The organism is Microbacterium sp. P5_B6, from assembly GCF_056400345.1.
Map to the genome: position 1 here is coordinate 67,923 of NZ_JBFULL010000007.1, position 23,293 is coordinate 91,215.

The 23,293-nt window shown below is 69.4% G+C and carries 19 protein-coding genes; 7 read left to right on the forward strand and 12 right to left on the reverse strand.

Features of this window, described 5'->3' with window-relative positions; all coding sequences use genetic code 11:
• Positions 1-5: 5 nt before the first annotated feature.
• The 3 genes from AC1DP3_RS11625 to AC1DP3_RS11635 are packed head-to-tail and all read left to right on the forward strand — an operon-like array spanning position 6 to position 1,173.
• On the forward strand, positions 6-371 hold the full coding sequence (locus AC1DP3_RS11625; RefSeq protein WP_477293402.1) for a metallopeptidase family protein: 366 nt from the start codon (positions 6-8) through the stop codon (positions 369-371).
• A complete protein-coding gene (clpS, locus tag AC1DP3_RS11630) occupies positions 371-670 on the forward strand; it encodes an ATP-dependent Clp protease adapter ClpS (RefSeq protein WP_477293404.1) in 300 nt (99 codons plus the stop codon). The genes AC1DP3_RS11625 and clpS overlap by 1 nt, the downstream gene beginning before the upstream one ends.
• Positions 667-1,173, forward strand: a complete 507-nt coding sequence (locus tag AC1DP3_RS11635; RefSeq protein WP_477293406.1) for a DUF2017 family protein — start codon at positions 667-669, stop codon at positions 1,171-1,173. Before clpS ends, AC1DP3_RS11635 begins: the two co-directional genes overlap by 4 nt.
• A gap of 9 nt (positions 1,174-1,182) precedes the next feature.
• Here AC1DP3_RS11635 and AC1DP3_RS11640 read toward each other — a convergent pair whose 3' ends face one another.
• From AC1DP3_RS11640 to gatC, 6 genes are all read right to left on the reverse strand, one after another.
• Positions 1,183-1,776: a nucleoside/nucleotide kinase family protein gene (locus AC1DP3_RS11640; RefSeq protein WP_477293408.1), complete on the reverse strand. Its 594-nt coding sequence runs from the start codon at positions 1,774-1,776 to the stop codon at positions 1,183-1,185.
• Positions 1,751-2,071, reverse strand: coding sequence for a hypothetical protein (locus tag AC1DP3_RS11645; protein WP_477293410.1), 321 nt, complete (start codon positions 2,069-2,071; stop codon positions 1,751-1,753). The genes AC1DP3_RS11640 and AC1DP3_RS11645 overlap by 26 nt, the downstream gene beginning before the upstream one ends.
• 83 nt (positions 2,072-2,154) lie before the next feature.
• Positions 2,155-3,414, reverse strand: coding sequence for a DNA polymerase IV (locus AC1DP3_RS11650; protein WP_477293412.1), 1,260 nt, complete (start codon positions 3,412-3,414; stop codon positions 2,155-2,157).
• Positions 3,415-3,524: 110 nt separating this feature from the next.
• Complete coding sequence (gene gatB, locus AC1DP3_RS11655; RefSeq protein ID WP_477293414.1) at positions 3,525-5,039, reverse strand: Asp-tRNA(Asn)/Glu-tRNA(Gln) amidotransferase subunit GatB; 1,515 nt, start codon at positions 5,037-5,039, stop codon at positions 3,525-3,527.
• The gene (gene gatA, locus AC1DP3_RS11660; protein ID WP_477293416.1) at positions 5,039-6,559 is read right to left on the reverse strand and encodes an Asp-tRNA(Asn)/Glu-tRNA(Gln) amidotransferase subunit GatA; all 1,521 of its coding nucleotides are present in this window, start codon (positions 6,557-6,559) and stop codon (positions 5,039-5,041) included. Before gatA ends, gatB begins: the two co-directional genes overlap by 1 nt.
• On the reverse strand, positions 6,559-6,858 hold the full coding sequence (gene gatC / locus AC1DP3_RS11665) for an Asp-tRNA(Asn)/Glu-tRNA(Gln) amidotransferase subunit GatC (protein WP_477293417.1): 300 nt from the start codon (positions 6,856-6,858) through the stop codon (positions 6,559-6,561). The genes gatA and gatC overlap by 1 nt, the downstream gene beginning before the upstream one ends.
• A gap of 55 nt (positions 6,859-6,913) precedes the next feature.
• On the opposite strand from gatC, the gene AC1DP3_RS11670 reads away from it, so the two are divergent.
• Complete coding sequence (locus AC1DP3_RS11670; protein ID WP_477293419.1) at positions 6,914-8,614, forward strand: long-chain-fatty-acid--CoA ligase; 1,701 nt, start codon at positions 6,914-6,916, stop codon at positions 8,612-8,614.
• A 14-nt stretch (positions 8,615-8,628) separates the two neighbouring features.
• On the opposite strand, the gene AC1DP3_RS11675 is transcribed toward AC1DP3_RS11670, so the two are convergent.
• From AC1DP3_RS11675 to AC1DP3_RS11690, 4 genes are read right to left on the reverse strand one after another with little or no spacing between them, the layout of a single operon-like run.
• On the reverse strand, positions 8,629-9,123 hold the full coding sequence (locus tag AC1DP3_RS11675; RefSeq protein WP_477293420.1) for a DUF4262 domain-containing protein: 495 nt from the start codon (positions 9,121-9,123) through the stop codon (positions 8,629-8,631).
• Positions 9,124-9,167: 44 nt separating this feature from the next.
• Complete coding sequence (ligA, locus tag AC1DP3_RS11680; RefSeq protein WP_477293422.1) at positions 9,168-11,519, reverse strand: NAD-dependent DNA ligase LigA; 2,352 nt, start codon at positions 11,517-11,519, stop codon at positions 9,168-9,170.
• A gap of 29 nt (positions 11,520-11,548) precedes the next feature.
• Positions 11,549-12,646 (reverse strand): tRNA 2-thiouridine(34) synthase MnmA, encoded by a 1,098-nt coding sequence (mnmA, locus tag AC1DP3_RS11685; protein ID WP_477293424.1) that lies wholly within the window; start codon positions 12,644-12,646, stop codon positions 11,549-11,551.
• A 9-nt stretch (positions 12,647-12,655) separates the two neighbouring features.
• Positions 12,656-13,846: a cysteine desulfurase family protein gene (locus AC1DP3_RS11690; RefSeq protein WP_477293425.1), complete on the reverse strand. Its 1,191-nt coding sequence runs from the start codon at positions 13,844-13,846 to the stop codon at positions 12,656-12,658.
• A gap of 59 nt (positions 13,847-13,905) precedes the next feature.
• Here AC1DP3_RS11690 and glgX point away from each other — a divergent pair, with 59 nt between their 5' ends.
• The 3 genes from glgX (at position 13,906) to glgB (ending at position 20,335) form a co-directional block, all read left to right on the forward strand.
• Positions 13,906-15,990 (forward strand): glycogen debranching protein GlgX, encoded by a 2,085-nt coding sequence (glgX, locus tag AC1DP3_RS11695; RefSeq protein WP_477293427.1) that lies wholly within the window; start codon positions 13,906-13,908, stop codon positions 15,988-15,990.
• Positions 15,991-16,055: 65 nt separating this feature from the next.
• Positions 16,056-18,158: an alpha-1,4-glucan--maltose-1-phosphate maltosyltransferase gene (locus AC1DP3_RS11700; RefSeq protein WP_477293429.1), complete on the forward strand. Its 2,103-nt coding sequence runs from the start codon at positions 16,056-16,058 to the stop codon at positions 18,156-18,158.
• Positions 18,155-20,335, forward strand: a complete 2,181-nt coding sequence (glgB, locus tag AC1DP3_RS11705) for a 1,4-alpha-glucan branching protein GlgB (protein WP_477293431.1) — start codon at positions 18,155-18,157, stop codon at positions 20,333-20,335. Before AC1DP3_RS11700 ends, glgB begins: the two co-directional genes overlap by 4 nt.
• Before the next feature lie 48 nt (positions 20,336-20,383).
• On the opposite strand, the gene AC1DP3_RS11710 is transcribed toward glgB, so the two are convergent.
• Entirely contained in the window at positions 20,384-21,322 is a 939-nt protein-coding gene (locus tag AC1DP3_RS11710) for a tetratricopeptide repeat protein (protein WP_477293433.1), read from the reverse strand.
• Positions 21,319-23,178, reverse strand: a complete 1,860-nt coding sequence (locus tag AC1DP3_RS11715; RefSeq protein ID WP_477293435.1) for a DUF8094 domain-containing protein — start codon at positions 23,176-23,178, stop codon at positions 21,319-21,321. The genes AC1DP3_RS11710 and AC1DP3_RS11715 overlap by 4 nt, the downstream gene beginning before the upstream one ends.
• Positions 23,179-23,293: the final 115 nt, after the last annotated feature.

Here is a 23,293-nt window from a genome sequence, read left to right on the forward strand (position 1 = left end):
GCGCGATGCGCGGTACGACGGTGATCGAGATGGATGTCGAGACCTTCGAGGCTCTCGTCGTCGATGAGCTCGATCTGCTGCCCGACGACATGATCGACGGGCTCGACAACGTGGTGTTCGTCGTTGAGGACCGTCCCGAAGACGGAAGTCTCGACCTGCTCGGCCTGTACGACGGATGGGCGCTGACGGAGCGAGAGCGCTACGGCGTCGGCGAGCTTCCGGATCGCATCATCGTCTATCRCGAACCGCACCTGGCTGCCTGCGCCAGCGAGGAAGAACTCCGCGACGAGGTCCATACGACGCTGGTGCATGAGATCGCTCACTTCTACGGCATCGACGACGACCGCCTGCACGATCTCGGGTGGGCCTGATGCTCGCCGCGACCATCCCGGGGACGGGCGAGCGTGTCGAGCTCGAGACCACATCGGCCCCCCACCGCGTCTGGCAGACCGTCGTCTGGAACGATCCCGTCAACCTCATGAGCTATGTGGTGCACGTCTTCCGCGAATACTTCGGCTTTCCACGAGAGCGGGCGGAGCAGCTCATGCTCCAGGTGCACAACGACGGTCGAGCCGTCGTGGCAGAAGGCGCGCGCGAGCAGATGGAGCTTCACGCCAGCGCGATGCATGACTACGGGCTCTGGGCAACCGTGAGAGAGGCGCCCCAATGACCGATCGACTCGTCGTTCTCGAGATCACCCGCATGGAGGCAGTCCACCTCGCCGGACTGATCACCCAGTTCGCCGACCTGCTGAGCGAGACGACCGATGCGACCCGTACGAGCCCCGATGACCCGGCGCTCGCACGACTGGTTCCCGACGCCTACGCGGACGACCCCGAGGCGTCGCGGGAGTTCCGTGAACTCACCCAGCGCGACCTGCTGGACCGGCGGTCGACGGATGCCGCCACCGTCCTCGCGAGCCTCCACGGCATTTCAGGACCGACGCTCGTCACCGATGATGCAGAGGCGCTCACCAGGATCGCCATCGTCGAGCTGGACGCCGAGACTCTCGGATGCTGGCTCCGCACCCTTGCGGCGCTCCGCCTCGTCCTCGCCTCGCGATTGGGCATCGTCGACGAAGCCGACCACGACGACAGCGACCCGCGGTTCGGCATCTATGACTGGCTGGGCTATCGCCTGGACGGATTGGTCCAGGCGGCCGAAGCCGACTGACGCCGGGCTTCAGGGGACCGCGAAGAGGTGGGTCGCAAGGCTCCGCGGGTCATCCCGGGCGATATGGCGCTCCTCCTGCTCCGCCCAGCGATCCCAGTGCGGACGATAGGTCTCGCCGTCCCGAGCCAGGGCCCGGTGCTTCCGAGACGTCGACGGCGACTCCAGCCAGACCCGGATGTCGCCCAGCTTCGCCGTGGCCGGAGTGAGGAGGCCGGAGCCTTCGACGATGAGCGGCAAGGAGGGATCGACGGCATGGGCCTCGGCGGGAGACCCGGCATCCCAATCCCAGCGCTGCCAGACACCGATGAGCCCGCGCGCGTGCGGGTGGAGGATGAGGCTTCGCGACGCTTCGACCCCGTCCGCCATACCGTCCCACCCGGGGTACAGATTGTCGAGCGCCACGAGCTGCACCCGACCGCGAATGGGCCACCGCGCGACGAGCTCTCGCGCGAGGCTGGACTTGCCTGCACCGCTGCGGCCGTCGACCAGCACCACCGGGTTGGTGGCGCCGAGCTCACGGACCGCCAGGACGACCTTGCCTGCGGCGGCTCGCAGCGCTGCGGAGACGGGGTCGGGGTTACTTCTTGAGGGCGCGGACGACACGGCTCAAGGCTCGACCGGCCACCCAGACGAAGGGGATGCCGACCGCGAGGAGCGAGACGATGTTCGGCTCGAACCGCACATCGCCGCCCCGGCGGATGTAGGCGCCGAGCGGCACCGCCCATCCGCCGCCGCCACCACCGCCGTTGCCGACATCATCCGACCCGCCGCCGAATCCGGTCCACGACAGCGAGACCGGGATGAGCTGCACTCCCCCGATGTCGCGCTGTTCGCCGTACGCGCTGTTGACTCCGAGGGATGCCGACTGCTTGCCGAGCTCGAGTGCGATATTTGGCATGACCCCACGCTACCCGCCCGACCCGCACCTGCCCAGGCCGAGATCACCCCGTTGACACGAGGTCTCGGGCCGGTTCGGCCGCTTCACTCCCGCGGCGGTGCGGGCGGGTGCGACGGAAGCGCCCTCCCGCCGCGAGAGCGGCCGAGCAGCGTCGCGCGAGTCACGGAGCCCTTCCCGAACCTCGCCGCAGCGTCATCGAGCGCCTCCTCGACGCGCTTCCATTCGGCATCGTCATCCCACAGGGTCAGGATCTCGTCCTGCCCCTGTCGAAGCTTTTCGGCGCGGACTCCCACGAGACGGACAGGCAGCGGCCGCTCGACCGCATCGAACAGCTCGATCGCGGCATCTCCGATCCGCTGTCCGACGGAAGTCGGCTCGCCGAGGGTCTGCGACCGGCTGAGGGTGGTGAAGTCGGCGAACCGCAGCTTGACCGAGATGGTCGATGCCACCCAGCCGTGCGTGCGCAGGCGCCCGCCGACGCGGTCGGCCAGTCGCCGCAGCTCAGAACGGAGGACAGCCGGATCGTCGATGTCGCTGTCGAAGGTCTCTTCGTGGCCGACGGTCTTCTCGACGCGCCCCGTATCGACAGGTCGAGCATCGAGGCCGCGGGCGAGGTGCCAGATCCGGTCGCCCATCGCTTGTCCGAGGGCGCGATCGAGGACAGACCGGGGTGTGTCGAGCACGTCGGCGACGGTGTGGATGCCGCGGGACTCGAGCGAGTCGCCGGCTTTGGGGCCGATTCCCCAGAGCGCGCGGACCGGCCGTGCGGCGAGGAACTCCGCCGTGTCGGGCTCCGCCACGATCAACAGCCCGTCGGGTTTGCTGATGGTCGAGGCGATCTTCGCGACGTGCTTCGTCGCCGCCACGCCGACGCTGCACGTGAGTCCGGTCTCGCTGAGGATCCTCGCCCGCAGGAGCACGGCGATCCGACCGGGACTCCCCCACAGCCGACGGGCGCCGCTCACATCGAGGAACGCCTCGTCGATCGACAGCGGCTCCACGCTGGGTGTGAACTCGTGGAAGATCTCCATCACGCGCCTGGACACCGCGACATACCGATCGAAATGCGGAGCGACGACGGTCGCGCCCGGACAGAGCCGCAGCGCCTGGCCCATCGGCATGGCCGAGCGGACGCCGAAACGCCGCGCCTCATAGGTCGCGCTCGAGACGACGCCGCGCCCCTCCACCCCGCCCACGATGACGGGCCTGCCCCGGAGCGAAGGATCGTCGAGCACCTCGACGGCCGCGAAGAACGCGTCCATGTCGACATGCAGGATGCCGGTGCCTGTGTCGTCCGCACCCTCCGGTGAGACGATCCGGCCCGTGCCGTCGCCGCGTCCCATGCGTCCATTCTCCCGGGAGCCCGGGACATCCGGTGCACGGAGGGAAAGACCGCGCGGAACGGCCACGGGCAGGACAGCCGAAGCCATCCTGCCCGTGGTCTTCGAGCGAGCTACTGTGCGGCGCGCTCCAGGACGAGTTCACGGACGCGCGCGGCATCCGCCTGTCCCTTCATCGCCTTCATGACAGCGCCGATGACGGCACCGGCGGCCTGGACCTTGCCATCGCGGATCTTCGCCAGCACGTCAGGCTGCGATGCGAGTGCGTCGTCGATCGCCGCGATGAGAGCACCGTCGTCCGAGACGACCGCGAGTCCACGAGCGTCGACGACCTCCTGCGGGGACCCTTCGCCGGCGACGACCCCCTCGAGCACCTGGCGGGCGAGCTTGTCGTTGAGCGCCCCGGAGTCGACGAGGCTTTGAAGTGCCGCGACATCGGCCGGGGTCACCAGATCCGACGCCTCGCGCCCTTGGGCGTTGGCGATGCGCGTGAGCTCGCCGGTCCACCACTTGTGCGCGGCCGCCGGTGTCGCTCCCGCCGCGACCGTCGCCTCGACCTCCGCGACCAGCCCGCCGTTCACCACGTGCTGGTACTCGAGATCCGAGAATCCCCAGTCGGTCTTGAGCCTGCGACGCCGGACCGCGGGAGCCTCCGGCAGTGCGGCCCGAAGCTCTTCGATCATCGCCATGCTCGGCGCCACGGGGAGCAGGTCGGGCTCGGGGAAGTACCGGTAGTCGTCTGCGTCGGACTTGGGCCGGCCCGGAGAGGTCGTGCCGGTGTCTTCGTGCCAGTGACGCGTCTCCTGGATGATGGTGCCACCGCCGGCGAGGATCGCCGCCTGGCGCTGGATCTCGTAGCGGACGGCACGCTCCACCGAGCGCATGGAGTTGACGTTCTTGGTCTCGGTGCGCGTTCCGAGCTTCTCCTGGCCGCGCGGACGCAGCGAGACGTTGGCGTCGCAGCGCAGGTTGCCCCGCTCCATGCGCGCCTCGGAGATGCCCAGCGAGATCACGATGTCGCGGATCGTCTGCACATACGCCTTCGCGATCTCCGGCGCGCGGTGCTCGGCGCCGAAGATCGGCTTGGTGACGATCTCGACGAGGGGCACGCCGGCACGGTTGTAGTCGACGAGCGAGTACTCGGCTCCCTGGATGCGACCGGTCGCTCCGCCCATGTGCGTGAGCTTGCCGGCATCCTCTTCCATGTGCGCGCGCTCGATCGGAACCGTGACGATCGTCCCGTCGGTCAGCTCGACGTCGACCGAACCCTCGAAGGCGATCGGCTCGTCGTACTGCGAGATCTGGTAGTTCTTGCCGAGGTCGGGGTAGAAGTAGTTCTTCCTCGCGAACCTGCTGGACGGCGCGATCGAGCACCCGAGCGCAAGGCCGAGGCTGATCGAGTACTTCACGGCCTCGGCATTCACCGTCGGCAGCGAGCCCGGAAGCCCCATGTCGACCGGTGCGACGAGGGTGTTCGGCCCCGCGCCGTGGTTGTCGGCGTGCGCGGGGTTGGCGGCACCGGAGAACATCTTGGTCTTCGTGTTCAGCTCGACGTGCACCTCGAACCCGAGCACGGGCTCGAAGATCTCGAGGGCCTTGTCGAAGTCCATCAGCTTGTCTCTGCCCATCAGCGCACAGCTCCCTTCGCACCGAGCACGGGCGCCCTGTCGAGCAGCGGTCCACCCCACGAATCGATGAGCGCGGCTTCGAGGGCCGCACCCACGCGGTACAGGCGCGCGTCCTCACGTGCGGGAGCGAGGAACTGGATGCCGACCGGCAGCCCGTCTTCGTCTGCGAGGCCCGACGGGATCGAGATCCCGGGCACGCCGGCGAGGTTCGCCGGGATCGTCGTCACATCGTTGAGATACATCTGCAGCGGATCGTCGATCTTCTCGCCGAGCTTGAAGGCCGTGGTCGGAGCCGACGGAGTCGCGATGACGTCGACGCGGGTGAACGCCTCGTCGAAGTCGCGCTGGATGAGCGTGCGCACCTTCTGCGCCGAGCCGTAATAGGCGTCGTAGTAGCCCGCCGACAGCGCGTACGTGCCGAGGATGATGCGGCGCTTCACCTCGGGGCCGAAGCCTGCGTCGCGCGTCGCAGCCATGACGTCCTCGACGGTGCCGCCGGGCACGTCGACACGCATGCCGAACCGCACCGAATCGAACTTCGCGAGGTTGCTGGATGCCTCGGCCGGGAGCACGAGGTAGTAGGCAGCGACACCGTACTCGAAGTGCGGCGCGCTGATCTCGACGATCTCGGCACCGTGCGCCTCCATGAGTGCGAGCGCGGAGCGGAACGAGGCCGAGACGCCTGCCTGGAAGCCGCTGTCGGGCAGCTCGGAGATCACGCCGACGCGGAGGCCCTTGAGCACATCGCCGCGCGCGCCCTCGCGGGCCGCTTCGGCGAACGAGGGCCAGACGTCGGTCAGCGAGGTGGAGTCGTGGGGGTCGTGCCCGCCGATGACATCGTGCAGGAGCCCGGCATCGAGCACGGTGCGCGTCACGGGACCCACCTGGTCGAGGCTCGACGCGAGAGCGATGGCCCCGTAGCGGCTGACGCCGCCGTACGTCGGCTTCAGGCCCACGGTGCCGGTGACGTGCGCAGGCTGACGGATCGACCCGCCCGTGTCCGATCCCAGAGCCAGCGGAGCTTCGAAAGCAGCGACGGCTGCGGCCGAGCCGCCGCCCGATCCGCCCGGGATCCGGGAGAAGTCCCACGGGTTGTGGGTGGGCCCGTACGCCGAGTGCTCGGTGGAAGAGCCCATCGCGAACTCGTCCATGTTCGTCTTGCCGAGAGGCACGAGGCCGGCCGCCCGCGAACGTGCGACGACTGTCGCATCGAACGGCGACATGTAGCCCTCGAGGATCTTCGATCCGCTCGTGGAGGGCATATCCGTCGTGACGAGCACATCCTTGATCGCCAGAGGGACGCCGGCCAGCGCACCGAGCGCCTCACCGGCGGCGCGGCGGCGGTCGATGTCGCCCGCGACCTCGAGCGCGTGCTCGCTCACGTGAAGGAAGGCGTGCACATCGCCGTCGACCTCTGCGATGCGGTCGAGGTGGGCCTGGGTGGCCTCGACGCTCGACACCTCGCCGGCAGCGAGCTTCTCGGCGAGCGCCGAGGCGCTCAGTCGGATGAGGTCGGTCATCACTGCTCCTCCCCGAGGATCGCGGTCACCCGGAAACGGCCGTCCGCGGCATCCGGAGCATTCGACAGCGCCTGTTCGGGCGTGAGCGCATCGCCCACCTCATCGGCCCGGAAGACGTTCTCGAGAGGGATCGGGTGGCTCGTCGCGGGGACGTCCGGCGTCGCCACCTCCGACACCTTCGCGATGTTGTCGACGATGACGTCGAGCTCGCCGGTGAGGCGCTCGACCTCCTCGTCACTCAGCTGGATCCTGGCGAGCACACCGAGATGGCGCACGAGATCGGGGGTGATTTCAGACACCAGGACAGTCTAATTGGGCGCGGTGCGCCGCCTTGGCCGGGCGTAGTCTGAGCGCGTGACGACCTATGACCCGCCTCGTCCGTGGATCGCAAGCTACGCCGCGGGAGTGCCTGCTGACATGGAGCCTGCGACCGGCTCCCTGGTCGACATCGTCGAGGCGTCGGCGCGCGATTACCCGAATGCCGTGGCCCTGCAGTTCTTCGGCCGTGAGACGACGTACCGCGAGCTGCACGAGGCGATCGACCGGGCGGCCGCCGGCCTCAAGGAGCACGGCGTCAGTGCGGGCGACCCGGTGGCGATCGTCCTTCCGAACTGCCCGCAGCACATCGTCGCGTTCTACGCGGTGCTGCGCCTGGGAGCCGTCGTCGTCGAGCACAACCCGCTCTACACGGCTCGGGAACTCCGCAAGCAGTTCGAGGATCACGGCGCCAAGCACGCCATCGTGTGGAGCAAAGTCGTCGCGACGGTGCAGGACTTCCCTGAAGACCTGCGCGTCACGACGCTCGTCGCGGTCGATGTGACCAGAGCCATGCCCCTCCTCACCCGGCTCCTGCTGCGCCTGCCCATCGCGAAGGCGCGGGAGTCCCGCGAGGCTCTGCACGAGAAGGTCAGCGGAGCGACCTCCTGGGACGAGCTCGTCGCCGCCGACCGCCTTCCGTCGACGCATCCGAAGCCGGCGACCGACGATCTGGCGATCATCCAGTACACGAGCGGCACGACGGGCACTCCGAAGGGCGCCGCGCTGACGCACCGCAACCTGCTCGCCAACGCCGCGCAGGCGCGCGCGTGGGTGCCGTCCATCACACGAGGCGACGGGTGCGTCGTCTACGCGGTGCTTCYGATGTTCCACGCCTACGGGCTCACGCTGTGCCTGACCTTCGCCATGTCGATGGGGGCGCGGCTCGTGCTGTTCCCCAAGTTCGACCCGGACATGGTGCTCGCAGTGTCGAAGAAGCATCCCGCGACCTTCCTGCCGCTGGTGCCGCCGATCGCCGACAAGCTGCTCAAGGCATCGCAGGAGAAGGGCATCCCGCTCACGGGAACGAAGGTCGCGATCTCGGGCGCGATGGCGCTTCCCCACGAGCTGGTCGTGCCGTTCGAAGCGGCGAGCGGCGGCTATCTGGTCGAGGGCTACGGGCTCTCGGAGTGCTCGCCGGTGCTGATGGCGAACCCTGTCGCCGAGCACCGCGTGCCCGGTACCGTCGGGCTGCCCCTGCCCGGCACCGAGTGCCGCGTGGTGGATCCGGACGATCTGACGGCGGATGTCGCGCCCGGCGATCGGGGCGAGCTCCTCGTGCGCGGACCCCAGGTCTTCCGGGGGTACTACGGCAAGCCGGAGGAGACCGACGCGGTCTTCGTCGACGGCTGGTTCCGCACGGGCGACATCGTCACGATCGACGAGGGCGGCTTCGTCCGGATCGTCGATCGCATCAAGGAGCTCATCATCACGGGCGGGTTCAACGTGGCCCCCACCGAGGTCGAAAACGCCCTGCGTCAGCACCCGGATGTCGAGGACGCCGCCGTCGTCGGCCTCCCCAGCTCGCGCTCCGGCGAGGAGGTCGTCGCCGCGATCGTCCCGGCCGAGGGCCGGGATGTCGACGTCGAGCAGCTCCGCGAGTTCGCGCGTGGCATCCTGACCCCGTACAAGGTGCCCCGGCGCATCTTCGTCGTCGATGAGCTGCCGAAGTCGCTCATCGGCAAGGTGCTCCGCCGCGAGGTACGGGATCGGCTGCTCGCACTCACGTCGGGCTCGTAGCGCCGCGCCCGGCCTCACCACGCAGTGAAGCTGCCCGATCGCGGCTGGATCCACGCGGCGTTGACGTATTCGTCGTCCCACGGGAAGCGTCCGTCGCGATCGTCATACGTCATCTGGAGGAGTTCCACCGAATACTCGTCGGGACGCCGGTAGAACCGGTTCGCGGCGAAGGCGATCTGCGCGGGGTTCGGTACGGATTCGACGGTGACCCGGTGACTCCACCCGGCGAACTCGAGCACCTGCCCCGCCACGATGTCGTGACCTGCCTTGACCCGATCGGCCACGTCGTTCAGGAGCAGGCTCGTGGTGCGTGGGTCGAGTCCGAAGACGAGCAGCTCGGGGTGTCCCATCCCGAACAGACCGATCGTGTAGGCGAAGGATGTCTCGCGCCGACGCATGTCACCCCCGACGTACTCGATGCTCACGCCGTGCTTCCGGATGGTCTGTGCGGTGCGCTTGTCTTCCTGGTCGAGCCAGGCGATCAGGGCGGGATCGGGGGTCAGTGTCATCAGGGGCGTCCTCTCGTCGAAGGACTTCCGACGTTAGAACATACCTACGACACTGCGTCCGGGCCGTCGTCACCCGGTACGGACGCCTGGGACTCGAGCGCCTCAGGGCCCTGTTCGACGAGAATGCGGAACTGGGCGGCGTCGATGATCCGCACCCCCAGCTCCTCCGCTTTGGCGAGCTTCGAGCCCGCGCCCGGGCCGGCCGCCACGAAGTCGGTCTTCCGGGAGACGCTCGACGCCGCCTTTCCCCCGGCGTGGATGATCGCTTCCTGTGCGCCCTCCCGCGAGTACCCCTCCAGTGAGCCTGTGGCCACGACGGTGAGCCCCTCGAGCACCCCGCCTGCGGCGGTGGCCGCGCCCGGGCCGGGGTGCCCCGGGGTCGCGAGCTGCGCCCCCGCCGCCTCCCAGCGCTCGACGATCTCGCGGTGCCAGTCGACCTCGAACCAGTCGATGAGCGCATCGGCGATGATTCCGCCCACGCCCTCCACGGCGGCCAGCTCCTCACGGGAGGCGGCGCGGATCGCGGCCAGCGAGCCGAACCACTGCGCGAGGGCACGGGCGGCGACGGGACCGACGTGGCGGATGCTCAGCGCGACGAGGAAGCGCCACAGGTCCTTCGTCTTGGCCTTCTCGAGCTCCTCGATGAGAGTGACCGCCTGCGCCGAAGGCTGGGGGCCGGTGAATCCGGACTTCTTCTCGGCGACGCTCGGATTGCGGCGGAAGGGTGCACGGCGCACCTGTTCGCCGGTCTTCTCGTCGACCTTCGTCTCACCCGTCTCGGCGTCGCGGACGACGACCTCGATCGGGACGAGTTGGTCGAGCGTGAGCTCGAACAGCCCGGCCTCCGTCACGAGGGGCGGCACCTCGGGGACCGAAGGCTGCGTGAGCGCCGCCGCCGTCACCTCGCCGAGCGCTTCGATGTCGAGCGCTCCGCGCGAGCCGATGTGCTCGACCCGCCCCCGCACCTGTGCCGGGCAGGATCGCGTGTTGGGGCAGCGCAGGTCTACGTCGCCTTCTTTCGACGGTGCGAGCGGGGAGCCGCACTCGGGGCAGTCCTTCGGCATGACGAACTCGCGCTCGGTGCCGTCACGCAGTTCCACGACGGGGCCCAGCACCTCGGGGATCACATCGCCCGCCTTGCGCAGCACGACGGTGTCGCCGATCAGCACCCCTTTGACCCGTACGACGTCCTGATTATGCAGCGTCGCCTGCCGCACGACGCTTCCGGCGACGCGCGCCGGAGCCATGACCGCGAACGGCGTCGCCCGGCCGGTGCGTCCCACCGACACCACGATGTCGAGCAGCTTCGTGTTGACCTGCTCAGGCGGGTACTTGTAGGCGATGGCCCACCTGGGTGCACGGCTGGTCGCCCCGAGCTCATCGTGCAGCGCGAGCTCGTCGACCTTCACGACGATCCCGTCGATCTCATGCTCGACGTCGTGCCGGTGCTCCCCGTAGTGCTCGACGAAGTCGATGACGCCGTCGATGGCATCGGTCGTGCGGAAGTAGGGGCTCGTGGGAAGCCCCCAGTCCGCGAGGAGCGCGTAGACCTCGCTCTGCGAGGCGACCGGCGGGTTCTGCCAGGCGCCGATGCCGTGCACGAAGAGGCGAAGGGATGCCACCCGGGCCTCGCCGGCCTCGAGCTCCAGGCCGTCCTTCTTCTCGAGCTGCTGGCGCAGGCCACCGCTCGCGGCATTGCGCGGATTGGCGAAGGCGGGGAATCGGCGGTCGGCCGACCGTCGCGCTCGCTCGTCGTCGGCGCCGCGGGCGCGGGCGTCAAGGAACACCCGCTCGCGCAGGCGCGCCTGCAGGGCGTTGAGCTCTTCGAAAGCCGCGACCGGGATGAAGACCTCGCCACGCACCTCGACGAGCGGCGGATGGCCCGTTCCGGACAGGCGATGCGGGATCCCGGCCACTCGGAGGGCGTTGACCGTGACGTCTTCGCCGACGCGTCCGTCACCGCGGGTCGCCGCCGACGTCAGCACGCCGTTCTCGTAGCGCAGACTGATTGCGAGGCCGTCGATCTTCAGCTCTGTCAGCCAGCGCACGCGCCGGCCCGCGCCGTCCTGCGCCTTGCGGCACCAGTCCCGCAGCTCCTCATCGCTGAACACGTTGTCGAGGCTCAGCATCCGCTCGGCGTGCTCGACCGGGGCGAAGAGCGTGGCCGACGCCGCACCGACGGTCAGCGTCGGCGAGTCCTGGCCCTGGAGCTCGGGATGCAGCCTCTCGAGCTCGTCGAGCCGGTGCATCCAGGCGTCATAGGTGGCGTCGTCGACGAGCTCGGCATCGCGACCGTAGTAGGCGTCTCGCGCGCCGATGATCTGCTCGATGAGGGTCTGGACCTCGGTCCGCGCCGCGTCGAGCGAAAGGGCTGCAGACTGCTCGGCATCCGTCACTCCGACAGTCTAGGGAGGGCCCCCGACACTCACACCCGGGCGGGAACCGCGGAGACGGTGCGGTCGATCGTGAACTGGCCGATGACGCGGGTGGAGTCGTACAGGACCGCCGTCTGACCGGGCGCCACGCCGTCGAAGGGCGTCGCCGGCCGTACTGTCAGAACCCCGTCCTCGAGCAGGGCACGCGCGGGCACCGGGTCGGCGTGCGCACGGATCTGCACGTCGCAGGCGAACTCGGCCGTCTCGGGCTCCCGGCCGGACCACGTGTATCGCTCCCCCGCGATCTCGGCGGTGGCGAGCGCCTCCTTCGGCCCGACGACGACGGTGTTCGACCCGGGTCGCACCTCCAGCACGAACCGCGGCTTCCCGTCGGGTGCCGGCACGCCGATCGACAGCCCGCGACGCTGGCCCACGGTGAAGGCGTGCGCCCCTTCGTGGGCACCGACGACGGCGCCGGACCGGTCGACGATGTCGCCCGTCGCGGTGCCGACCTTCTCGGCCAGCCAGCCTCGGGTGTCGCCGTCCGGGATGAAGCAGATGTCATGGCTGTCGGGCTTCTGCGCGACCGTCAGGCCGCGTTCGGCCGCCTCGGCTCTGACGAGCGCCTTGGACGGAGTCGCGCCCAGGGGGAAGTACGTGTGGGCGAGCTGCCCGGCCGTGAGCACGCCGAGCACATAGGACTGGTCCTTGGCGGCATCCGAGGCGCGGTGCAGCTCCCGGCCGTCCGGTCCGTCGACCAGCGACGCGTAGTGGCCGGTGCACACGGCGTCGAAGCCGAGCTCGATGGCACGCTCGAGGAGGGCCGCGAACTTGATCTTCTCGTTGCACCGCATGCACGGATTCGGCGTGCGGCCGGCACGGTACTCGGTGATGAAGTCCTCGATGACGTCGTCACGGAAGCGCTCCGAGAAGTCCCAGACATAGAACGGGATGCCGATCAGATCGGCGGCGCGGCGGGCGTCCATCGCGTCCTCGATCGTGCAGCACCCGCGGCTGCCCGTGCGCAGCGTGCCGCCGGCGCGAGACAGCGCGAGGTGGACGCCGACGACGTCATGGCCCGCCTCGACCGCGCGTGCCGCGGCCACGGCGGAGTCCACTCCGCCACTCATCGCCGCAAGGATCCGCATGGCTCCAGTCTACGAGCGGGCTCCTGGGCGGGTCCCGGATGCCGCTGCCCGCGCACGTTCGACGGCTGCGGGCAGCGCGGCGAGCGCCGCCTCGACGTCGGCCTCGGTCGAGGTGCGCCCGAGTGTGAGCCGAAGGACCTGTCGGGCCTCGGCATCCGTCCGCCCCAGCGCGAGCACGACGTGCGACGGCTCCGCCACGCCCGCCTGGCAGGCCGAGCCCGTCGAAACGGCGATCCCGGCCTGATCGAGGAGGAAGAGCAGGGTCTCGCCGCTGGCGCCCGGGAAGAGGATGTGCGCATTTCCGGGCAGTCGGCGGTCGGGGCTGCCGAGGAGCTCGGCGCCGTGGACGGAGGCCAGGATGCCGCGCACCAGCCGGTCGCGCAGCCCCGAGAGTCGGTCGGCCTCGGCGTCCAGCTCGGCCACCGCGAGCTCGGCCGCCGCTGCGAACGCCGCGGCACCCGCCACATCCTGCGTGCCGGCCCGCAGCCCTCTCTGCTGACCACCGCCGTGCACGAGGGCGGCGAGGGACGCCTGCCGTGCGACGACCAGCGCTCCGACACCGGCGGGACCGCCGACCTTGTGCGCCGAGACGCTCAGCGCGACGAGGCCTGCCGGCCCGGCGGCATCTCCGCGCCACCGGGAGAAGGAGACGGGCACATGGCCGAATGCCGAGACGGCGTCGAGGTGCAGCGGGATTCCGGCGCGCGCCGCCGCGAGCGCGAGCCCGTCGGCGTCGTTCACCGTTCCGACCTCGTTGTTGGCCACCAGTGCGGTGGCGAGAGCCGCACCGCCCAGCGACGCGGCGAAGGTCTCCGCGGGGATCGCACCGTCGGGGCCGAGGGCCACGGGACGCACCCCGGCGCCTTCGCGGGCGACGAGCCACCCCACGGTGTCGACGGTCGCGTGGTGCTCTCCGTCCGGCAGGACCACGACGTCGGAGCCCGGCATCCGTCCCCACCACAGGCCCTTGATCGCGAGGTTGACGGACTCCGTTCCGCCGGAGGTGAAGACGACCTCGATCGGGTCGCATCGGAGCACCGAGGCGAGCCGCTCGCGCGACTCCTCCAGCAGGCGACGCGCGCTCTGGCCTGCCGCGTGGATCGACGAGGCGTTGCCGAGAGACTCCGTCGCAGCCAGCCAGACATCCCGTGCCTCGGGCCGCAGCGGGGTCGTGGCGGCGTGGTCGAGGTACACGGTCATCCGGTCCGCCCATCACGTCGGTTACAGAGGCGACTCACGTCCTAACTACTGTAGGTCGCATGGCCAATGCCGACCCTCTCGCCGCCGTCGCCCTTCCCGGGCTCCTCAGTGAGGATTTCGACGCGCTCGGTGTCACGTTCTCATCCGGCGCGGGAACGCTCCGCGTCTGGTCCGCACACGCGGACATCATCGAGCTCGTGCTGTTCGACGACAGCGATCTGGACTGGATCATCGACGAGCTCGCGCTCGTGCCGGTGGGCGGTGGAGTCTGGGAGATCACGACTCCCCTGCTGCGCCCCGGCACGCGCTATGCGATCCGCGTCCAGGGCCCGCACGGACCCGGGAACACCTTCAACCCCAAGACGCTCCTCATCGAGCCCTACTCGAGAGGACTCGTGTCGGGCGGATTCGGGGATTGGCGGTCGGTGGCCATCGACGGCTCCTTCGACTGGGGCGGCGTCGCGAAGCCGGCCGTCCCCCTCGATCGGACGGTCATCTACGAGGGTCACCTCAAGGGGCTGTCGAAGCGGCATCCGCTCGTCCCACCGGCCCTCCACGGAACGTACGCGGGTCTTGCGCACCCCGCCATGATCGATCATTTCCTGACGCTCGGGGTCACGACGATCGAGCTGCTTCCCATCCAGGCCTTCGTGACCGAGCCCCGTCTGCTGCAGCACGGCCTGGCGAACTACTGGGGCTACAACTCCCTGAACTTCTTCACGCCGCATGCGCCCTACGCGACGGAGGCCAGCCGGTCCCAGGGGCCGGAGGCGGTTCTGCGGGAGTTCAAGGGAATGGTGAAGCTCCTCCACGAGGCCGGGCTGGAGGTGATCCTCGACGTCGTGTACAACCACACGGCGGAGGAAGGCATCGGGGGTCCCCGATCGAGCCTGCGCGGGATCGACAACCGGTCGTACTACCGGCAGCACGACGACGGTGCGTACATCGACGTCACCGGGTGCGGCAATTCCCTGAATACGTCGACGGATGCCGCAGCCCGCCTGGTCCTGGACTCGCTGCGCTACTGGGCGAACGACGTGCAGGTCGACGGGTTCCGCTTCGATCTCGCGGTGACCCTCGGGCGCGATGCCGACCACGTCTTCACCCCCGACCACCCGCTCCTCCGGGCGATCGTCGACGATCCGCTGCTGCAGGACGTCAAGAAGATCGCCGAGCCGTGGGATGTGGGCATGGGCGGGTGGCAGACAGGGAACTTCGGCGAGGGCTGGCTCGAGTGGAACGACCGCTACCGCGACCGCGTGCGCAACTTCTGGCTCAGCGACGTGGACTACGCGCGGCGCGCCTCGACCTCGCCCGTGGGGATCGGCGGATTCGCGACGCGCCTCGCGGGGTCCTCCAACACCTTCCATGCCGAGCGCGGCCCGCTGGCGGGCGTGAACTTCGTCACGGCGCACGACGGGTTCACGCTGCGCGACCTTGTCTCGTACGACGTCAAGCACAACCTCGGCAACGGCGAGCACAACCGCGACGGCGCCGACACCAACCGCTCGTTCAACCATGGAGCGGAGGGCACCACCGACGACGAGACCATCCTCGCCACGCGCAGGAAGGCCATGCGCAATCTGATGGGGACCCTCCTGCTCTCGGCCGGCACGCCCATGATCACGGCCGGCGACGAGTTCGGCCGCACCCAGCGCGGCAACAACAACGCCTACTGCCACGACTCCCCCCTCACCTGGGTTCCGTGGGAGCACACCCCATGGCAGCGCGACCTGTTCGCGCACGTGCAGCGGCTCACCGCCCTGCGACGCGACAACCCGGCGCTGCGGCCGCAGAACTTCGCCCGCCTCGACGAGCACACCGCCTCGGCATCCGTCATCGACTGGTACGACGAGCATGGCCAGACGATGTCGGGTGCGCGGTGGTCGGACCCCTCGCACCGCACGATGCAGTACGTCGCGGCATCGACGCCCGAGACTGAGCGGTTCAATCGCATCCTGCTGGTGGTCCACGGCAGCGAGCGGCCGATCGAGGTCACGCTTCCCGAGATCGACGGAGTGAAGCGCTTCGTGTCGCTGTGGTCGAGCGCGGACGAGGCTCCTCGCGACGATCAGCAGCTGTTCGCACCGGGTGATTCGCTCACTGTCGGCGGCACCACCATGCATCTGTTCCGCGCGGAATGATATCCCCGAAGGCGCCCGGGCGCGGCTGACTGTCGCGGCTCTCGGGGGCACGGTAGGTTCAGAGCGTGGTCACGTCGAAGCGCGCCTCGCAGTCCCGTCCAGCCCCGGCGTCTCCTCCCTGGCGGAGCTCGTCGCCCATCCCTCCGCGCCCGGCGGAAGCCTGGCAGCCCCACCACGAGACGGTGACGGGTCGCATTCCGCTCGCGCTGCCGTCGCCGATCACCCCCGGGGACCTGTTCCGCCCGAAGGCCTACGCGGGCGAGGTCGTCCCCTTCCGAATCACGGCGTTCCGTGAGGGGCACGATCTGATCGGCGTGCATGTGCGGCTGTTCTCGCCCTCCGGCGACGAGTCTCTGCACCGGCTTGCTCCGCTCCACGACGGTTTCGATCGGTGGTCGACCCTCATTTCGCCGCTCGAGGAGGGCGTCTGGTCGTTCCGGTTCGAGGCCTTCGGCGACGACTTCGCCACCTGGGAGCACGCCGCCGATCTCAAGATCGAGGCCGGGGTCGATTCGGCCCTCATGCGCGAGATGGGAGCGCGGCTGTTCGAGCGCGCGGTCGCCGAGAAGGCGAGGCCGCTGGCCCAGCGCCGCGTCCTGACGAATGCCGCCGCCCGCCTGCGTGACAGCGCCGTGTCCGACGCGGCCGCACTCGAGATCGTCCGCGACCACGCGATCGCCGAGTACTTCGCCGACCGCCCGCTCGCGTCGCTGGTGACGCTCGGCGAGACCCGAGAGCTGCTGATCGAGCGCGAGCGCGCGGGGGTCGGAGCCTGGTACGAGTTCTTCCCTCGGTCCGAGGGCGCCAAGCTGCAGAAGGACGGCACGATCAAGAGCGGCACCTTCCGCACGGCGGCGAAGCGCATCCCTGCGGTCGCGGCGATGGGTTTCGAAGTGCTCTACCTCCCTCCGATCCACCCGATCGGGCGCCTCAACCGCAAGGGACGCAACAACTCGCTCGACCCCCAGCCGGGCGACCCAGGGTCGCCGTGGGCCATCGGATCGGCCGAGGGAGGCCACGACGCCGTCCACCCCGACCTCGGCACGCTGGCGGACTTCCGCGCCTTCGTCCGGGCCGCCAAGGCGGAGGGCATGGAGGTGGCGCTGGACCTCGCCCTGCAGGCCGCTCCGGATCACCCCTGGGTCGCCGCGCATCCGGAATGGTTCACCACCCTGCCCGACGGGTCGATCGCCTACGCGGAGAACCCTCCGAAGAAGTACCAGGACATCTATCCGATCAACTTCGACAACGACCCCGCAGGCATCAGCGCCGAGGTGCTCCGCATCGTCCGCCACTGGATCGCCCAGGGTGTGAAGATCTTCCGCGTCGACAATCCGCACACCAAGCCCCTGCAGTTCTGGGAGTGGCTGATCGGGAGCATCAACGCCGAGCACCCGGACGTCGTCTTCCTCGCGGAGGCCTTCACGCGGCCCGCACCTCTCGCGGGCCTTGCGACCGCCGGGTTCCAGCAGAGCTATTCGTACTTCACCTGGCGCAACACCAAGGCCGAGCTGGAGGAATTCCTCCGCTGGGTCTCGACCGACACGGCCGACTACATGCGGCCGAACCTCTTCGTGAACACCCCCGACATCCTCACTGAGTACCTGCAGTTCGGGGGGCGCCCGGGATACCGGATCCGCGCTGCCATCGCGGCCACGGCGGCGCCGCTCTACGGGGTCTACGCCGGCTACGAGCTCTACGAGAACGTCGCGCGCCCCGGGTCGGAAGAGAACATCGACAACGAGAAGTACGAGTACAAGATCCGGGACTGGGTGGGCGCGGCCAGCCGCGGCGACTCGCTGGCGCCGTACCTCACACGGCTCAACGAGATCCGGCGCGAGCACCCGGCGCTCCGCCAGCTGCGCAACTTCAGCGCCCACTGGAGCGACGATGACGCGATCCTCGTCTACTCCAAGCACCTCGGCGCCGACGTGTCGCCGACCGGCCGCAGCGACACGATCATCGTCGTCGCCAACGTCGACCCGCACTCCGTGCGCCAGACGATGGTGCACCTCGACACCACCGTGTGGGGCATCCCGCCGGGCGGCGCCTATGAGGTCGAGGACCTCATCACGGGCGAGCAGTGGACCTGGTCCGATCACAATTTCGTCCGGCTCGACGCCTTCGCCGAACCGGTCCACATCCTCCACGTGAAGGAGTCGCGATGAGCGCGCTCGATGACCAGCTGCTCGACACCGTCGCGGCCGGCGCCTATCACGACCCGCACTCGGTGCTCGGCATCCATTCGGGTACCGACGCCCGAGGCGAAGCGGAATGGACCGTGCGTGCCCGACGTCCGCTGGCCAAGAGCGTCACCGCCGTCTTCGCCGATGGCACCGAGGTGCCGCTCGAGCACGTCCGCAGCGGCATCTGGGAGGGAGTGCGCGCCGGCGACGCCGGCCGCTACCACCTGGTGACCACCTACGACGAGGGCCCCGACTACGTGGCCGACGACCCGTACCGTCACCCGCCGGTCCTCGGCGAGATCGACATGCACTTGATCCGCGAAGGACGCCACGAGCAGCTGTGGAAGGTCCTGGGGGCCCACGTGCGCGAGCACGACGGCGCGTGGGGCACGTCGTTCACGGTCTGGGCGCCCAACGCACGTGCGGCTCGCGTGGTCGGGGACTTCAACGGCTGGGACGGCAGCAGCCACTCCATGCGATCGATGGGGTCGAGCGGCGTGTGGGAGCTCTTCATCCCAGCCGTGGGCCCCGGCTCCACGTACAAGTACGAGCTGCTCACCCGCCACGGCGGCTGGATCACGAAGGCCGATCCGCTCGCCCAGTACGCCGAGATCCCGCCGGCCACGGGCTCGGTCGTCGTCCAGTCCCAGTACTCCTGGAAGGATGCCGACTGGCTCGCCCGCCGGGCGAGCACGCAGCCCCTCTCGAGCCCCATGTCGGTCTACGAGGTGCATTTCGCGTCGTGGCGCCCCGGCCTGTCATACCGGGATGCCGCCGACCAGCTGATCGACTACGTGACCGCACAGGGCTTCACGCACATCGAGTTCATGCCGCTCGCGGAGCACCCGTTCGGCGGCTCGTGGGGCTATCAGGTCACCGGATACTTCGCAGCCACCAGCCGCTTCGGCCACCCCGACGACCTGCGCTACCTCATCGATCGGCTTCACCAGGCCGACATCGGCGTCATCATGGACTGGGTTCCGGGCCACTTCCCGAAGGACTCCTTCGCGCTCGCCCGGTTCGACGGCGAGCCGCTGTATGAGCACCCGGATCCCCGCCGCGGCGAGCACCGCGACTGGGGAACCTACATCTTCGACTACGGGCGGCGCGAGGTGCGCAACTTCCTCGTCGCCAACGCCCTGTTCTGGTTCGAGGAGTTCCACATCGACGGGCTGCGCGTCGACGCGGTCGCGTCGATGCTCTACCTCGACTACTCCCGCGAAGAGGGCGAATGGACGCCGAACGTCCACGGCGGGCGCGAGAACCTCGAGGCGATCTCGTTCCTCCAGGAGGTCAACGCGACCGCGTACAAGCTCTACCCCGGGATCGCGATGATCGCCGAGGAATCCACGAGCTTCCCGGGGGTGACCGCGCCCACCAGCGGCGCCGGACTCGGCTTCGGGTTCAAGTGGAACATGGGCTGGATGAACGACTCCCTGCAGTACATCAAGCGCGATCCGATGTACCGCTCCCACCACGAGGGCGAGCTCTCGTTCTCGTTCGTCTACGCCTTCAGCGAGAACTACGTGCTGCCCATCAGCCACGACGAGGTCGTGCACGGCAAGGGGAGCCTGTTCTCTCGGATGCCGGGCGACCACTGGCAGAAGCTCGCGAACATGCGCGCCTTCCTCGCCTATATGTGGGGGCACCCGGGCAAGCAGCTGCTGTTCATGGGCCAGGAGTTCGGGCAGATGTCCGAGTGGTCCGAAGGACGCGGCCTTGACTGGTGGATGCTGGACCAGCCGTCGCACGCCCAGCTGCACTCCTTCGTCGGGGTGCTGAACCGCACGTATCGCGCGCACTCAGCGCTGTGGGCCCGCGACTCCGATGGGGCCGCCTTCTCTCGGCTCGGCGGGCCGACGTGGAATCCCAACGTCATCACGTTCTCGCGAAAGGACTGGCACGGCAACACGATCGTGGTCGTCGCCAACTTCTCCGGGACGCCGGTCTACGACTACGAGCTCGACATGCCGGAGGCCGGTGTCTGGTACGAGGCGCTCAACACCGACGCGCAGGAGTACGGCGGTTCCGGCGTGGGCAACCTGGGAGTCGTGCACGCGAACGATCAGAAGCGGGCGCGCATGGTGCTGCCCCCGCTCGGCGTACTGTGGCTCCGTCACGAGCCGGAGGCGCACGTCCCGTCGGTCACCCGGGGCTGACCGGCCCGCGGGGATCGCACCCGGGGCGGGAAGAGAACCGGTCTCGGGTCAGAAGAGCAGGGACGCGAGGCGACTGCGCGCGGCGAGGGATCGCGGGTCGGTGTCTCCCACCACTCCGAACAGCTCGAGCAGCCGTTCGCGGACGGGGGCACGCTCCTCCGCAGGCAGTGCGGCGAAGAGGTCGAGGATGCGCGCGAACGCGTCCTCGACGTGACCGCCGGCGAGGTCGAGATCGGCCACCAGGAGCTGTGCCTCGATCCCGGTGGGGTCGGCCGCGGCGGCCGTCCGCGCGGCCTGGAGGTCGGCATCCTGAATGCGGTTCAGCAGGCGCACCTGACCGAGGCCGGCCTTCGCTTCGGCGTCCTTCGGGTTCTCCGCGAGCGCCTTCTCGTAGGCCGCGATCGCCCGCGGGTAGTCGCCGGCCTCGATGGCGTCGTACGCCTCGGCGTGCAGCGGGGGCAGTGGAGGCTCCGCGGGCTCCTCGTCGGCCTGCTCGCCGGGCTGAACTTCGAGCCGGCCGGTCACGCCGTTCTGCGCGGCGAGCTGCAGCAGCTGGGCGAGCACCTCGCGCACCTGCTGCTCGGGAACCGCGCCGGTGAACAGCGGCACCGGCTGCCCGCCGAGGAGCGCGACCACCATCGGGATGGACTGGGCGCGGAAAGCCTGCGAAAGCTGCGGGTTGGCGTCGACGTCGACCTTGGCCAGGACGAGCCGGCCGTCGAGCTCCGTGACGACCTTCTCGAGGATGGGGCTGAGCTGCTTGCACGGCCCGCACCACTCCGCCCAGAGGTCGACGACGACGGGGACGGTGCGCGACAGTTCGAGCACCTGCCCGAAGGTCTCATCGGTGACGTCCATCACGAGCGACGCGACGCTGCCCACGGGCGCGCTCTCTTCGGCAGGCGCCGGGGGTGCGGCGGGGCGGTTGCGCAATGCAGAGAGGTCGACCGCGCCGCGGAGGACGGCGCCGGGTGCCGGATCGGTCACTTGATCACTTTCGCGTCGAGGATGTCGGAGGCGTAGCCGAGCAGCCGGATCTTCTCGGTCGAACCCTGGCTCGGCACGTAGAAGAAGAGCTGATCGCTGAAGGTCGTCGTGAATCCCGTCGCCGACTGGTCGGCGCCTGCCAGTGTCTTCACCGTCGGATTGTCTCCGACTTTGATGACTGCTTCCGCATTGGTCGGCTTGACGGTGTCGGTCTCGGTGAGGCTCACGGCGACGATCGCGCCACTCTCCAGCGTAGTCAGCGCGAGAGGCGCGGTCGCACCCGCGGCCGACTCGAACGTGAGGCTGCCCGTCTGTGACGCCGTCGTGTTGAAGGCGTCGAGGCGCTTCTGACGGTCGGCTGCGACACCGGTGCGGAACTGGTCGCCCGCCGATTCGAACAGGTTGGCGTACTCGCTGCCGTCACCCTTGTTCAGGATGTCCGCGTAGGCGGCCGCCACGTCCTCAGGCGGCATCACCAGGAACGGCGAGTCGGGCTGGACCCCGGGCGCTCCGATGTAGGCCGGTGCGAGATCCGGCATCTTGGTCTCGGCCTCGAGGCTCGACAGGTAGGACAGCTTGTAATCGGCCCACTGATCCTGCTGCGTCAGCATCATGATGCTCGCGGTCTTGTTGGCCTCATCGGCGACGACCGCCATGACCGTCCGCGGCCAGCCGTCGTACGCCTGCGGAAGAAGCGGGAAAACCGGCTTGGCGGGGATGGCCGCCGGCGCCGCGTAGTCGCCGATGGAGGCCCGCAGCTTGTAGTTCGTCTCGCGCTCCGCGAGCGGGGTCCCCTCGAGCCGGGTCGCGGCCAGCGCGAGGTCGGAGTTGGCGTCGGCATCCGCGACCGTCGCGGAGATGCGATCCAGGATGCGGGTGGCCTGCGCCTCGGTGACGGCAGGCGCCTGCTCGCCCTCCTGCACGAGGACCGTCTCGGTCGGCGTGGGGGTCGGCGAGCCGGCGAGATCCGGCCACGAGTCGGCGGAGCAGCCCGCGAACAGCAGAGCCGACACGGCGACGGCGGGCACGATGATGAGCGACCGTCGTCCGCCCGAGAGGGCCCGACGACTGGGCGCACCGGCGCTGATCACGCCCTTGCTCTCGCCCTCGACCGCGAGGTCGATCGGCTGGGTCGCGTCGAGCGGCAATCCCTTCCGGCGCGGTCCGCGCGAGCGGCGGACGTGCCGGATGCCGAGGATGTACAGGACGATCCCGAACGCCATGATGAGCCCGCCGAGGACGATGAGCGGCCCTGCCCACGGCGTCGAGCTCGTGGTCTTCCAGGTGACGGAGAGATCGGTGGGGGCCGGCGCCGTTCCGTCCGTCGCGACGATCACGCTCATGGTCGGCGGAAGCTCTTCGCGGATGATGAGCAGGTCGTCCTGGGAGTACTCGTCGAGCCACAGATCGGACCCGGCGGGATTGCGGCCGGCGGCGGCCGCGGGCTCGGTCGGCGCGGGAGTGGCGGCAGCATCGGAGGGGGCCGGCGTCGCGGCGGGATCGGCAGCAGCATCCGTCGTCTCGTGGGAAGCCTCAGGCTCGACCAGCGTCGTCTCGACCTCGCCGTCGCCATCGACCGAGACGGCGTTGTAGGTGGCATCGGAGAGCCACGCCTCGAGGTCTGCGGTGCGGCCGTATGCCGCGAACACGGTGCCGTCTGCCGCGGCCCGGATCGTCTGGGTGCCGGGCATGGTGTTCAGAACCGCCCCCTCGATGAGGGTGAACGGGGCCTCGTCCTCGACCGAGATCTCGGTCGTCTGAGCCGTCGGTCCCTGGAAGACCGTTCGCTGAGCGATTCCCGCCCCGATCATCACGGCCGCCAGCACGAATGCCGCTACAGCCCACACGAAACGCACGAGATGAACACCTTCCTGGGTCCGCCCGGAGGGAAGCGCGGACCGATTCGACATTTCAGACTAGCGAAAACGACCTGAAAGACGCCCGGGAGGGGTTCGCTCCCGGGCTTGATGA

Coding starts and splice junctions, on each gene's coding strand:
- clpS (WP_477293404.1), top strand. CDS start 371: ATGCTCGCCGCGACCATCCCGGGGACGGGCGAGCGTGTCGAGCTCGAG.
- AC1DP3_RS11635 (WP_477293406.1), top strand. CDS start 667: ATGACCGATCGACTCGTCGTTCTCGAGATCACCCGCATGGAGGCAGTC.
- AC1DP3_RS11645 (WP_477293410.1), bottom strand. CDS start 2,071: ATGCCAAATATCGCACTCGAGCTCGGCAAGCAGTCGGCATCCCTCGGA.
- AC1DP3_RS11650 (WP_477293412.1), bottom strand. CDS start 3,414: ATGGGACGCGGCGACGGCACGGGCCGGATCGTCTCACCGGAGGGTGCG.
- gatB (WP_477293414.1), bottom strand. CDS start 5,039: ATGGGCAGAGACAAGCTGATGGACTTCGACAAGGCCCTCGAGATCTTC.
- gatA (WP_477293416.1), bottom strand. CDS start 6,559: ATGACCGACCTCATCCGACTGAGCGCCTCGGCGCTCGCCGAGAAGCTC.
- AC1DP3_RS11675 (WP_477293420.1), bottom strand. CDS start 9,123: ATGACACTGACCCCCGATCCCGCCCTGATCGCCTGGCTCGACCAGGAA.
- mnmA (WP_477293424.1), bottom strand. CDS start 12,646: ATGCGGATCCTTGCGGCGATGAGTGGCGGAGTGGACTCCGCCGTGGCC.
- AC1DP3_RS11690 (WP_477293425.1), bottom strand. CDS start 13,846: ATGACCGTGTACCTCGACCACGCCGCCACGACCCCGCTGCGGCCCGAG.
- glgX (WP_477293427.1), top strand. CDS start 13,906: ATGGCCAATGCCGACCCTCTCGCCGCCGTCGCCCTTCCCGGGCTCCTC.
- glgB (WP_477293431.1), top strand. CDS start 18,155: ATGAGCGCGCTCGATGACCAGCTGCTCGACACCGTCGCGGCCGGCGCC.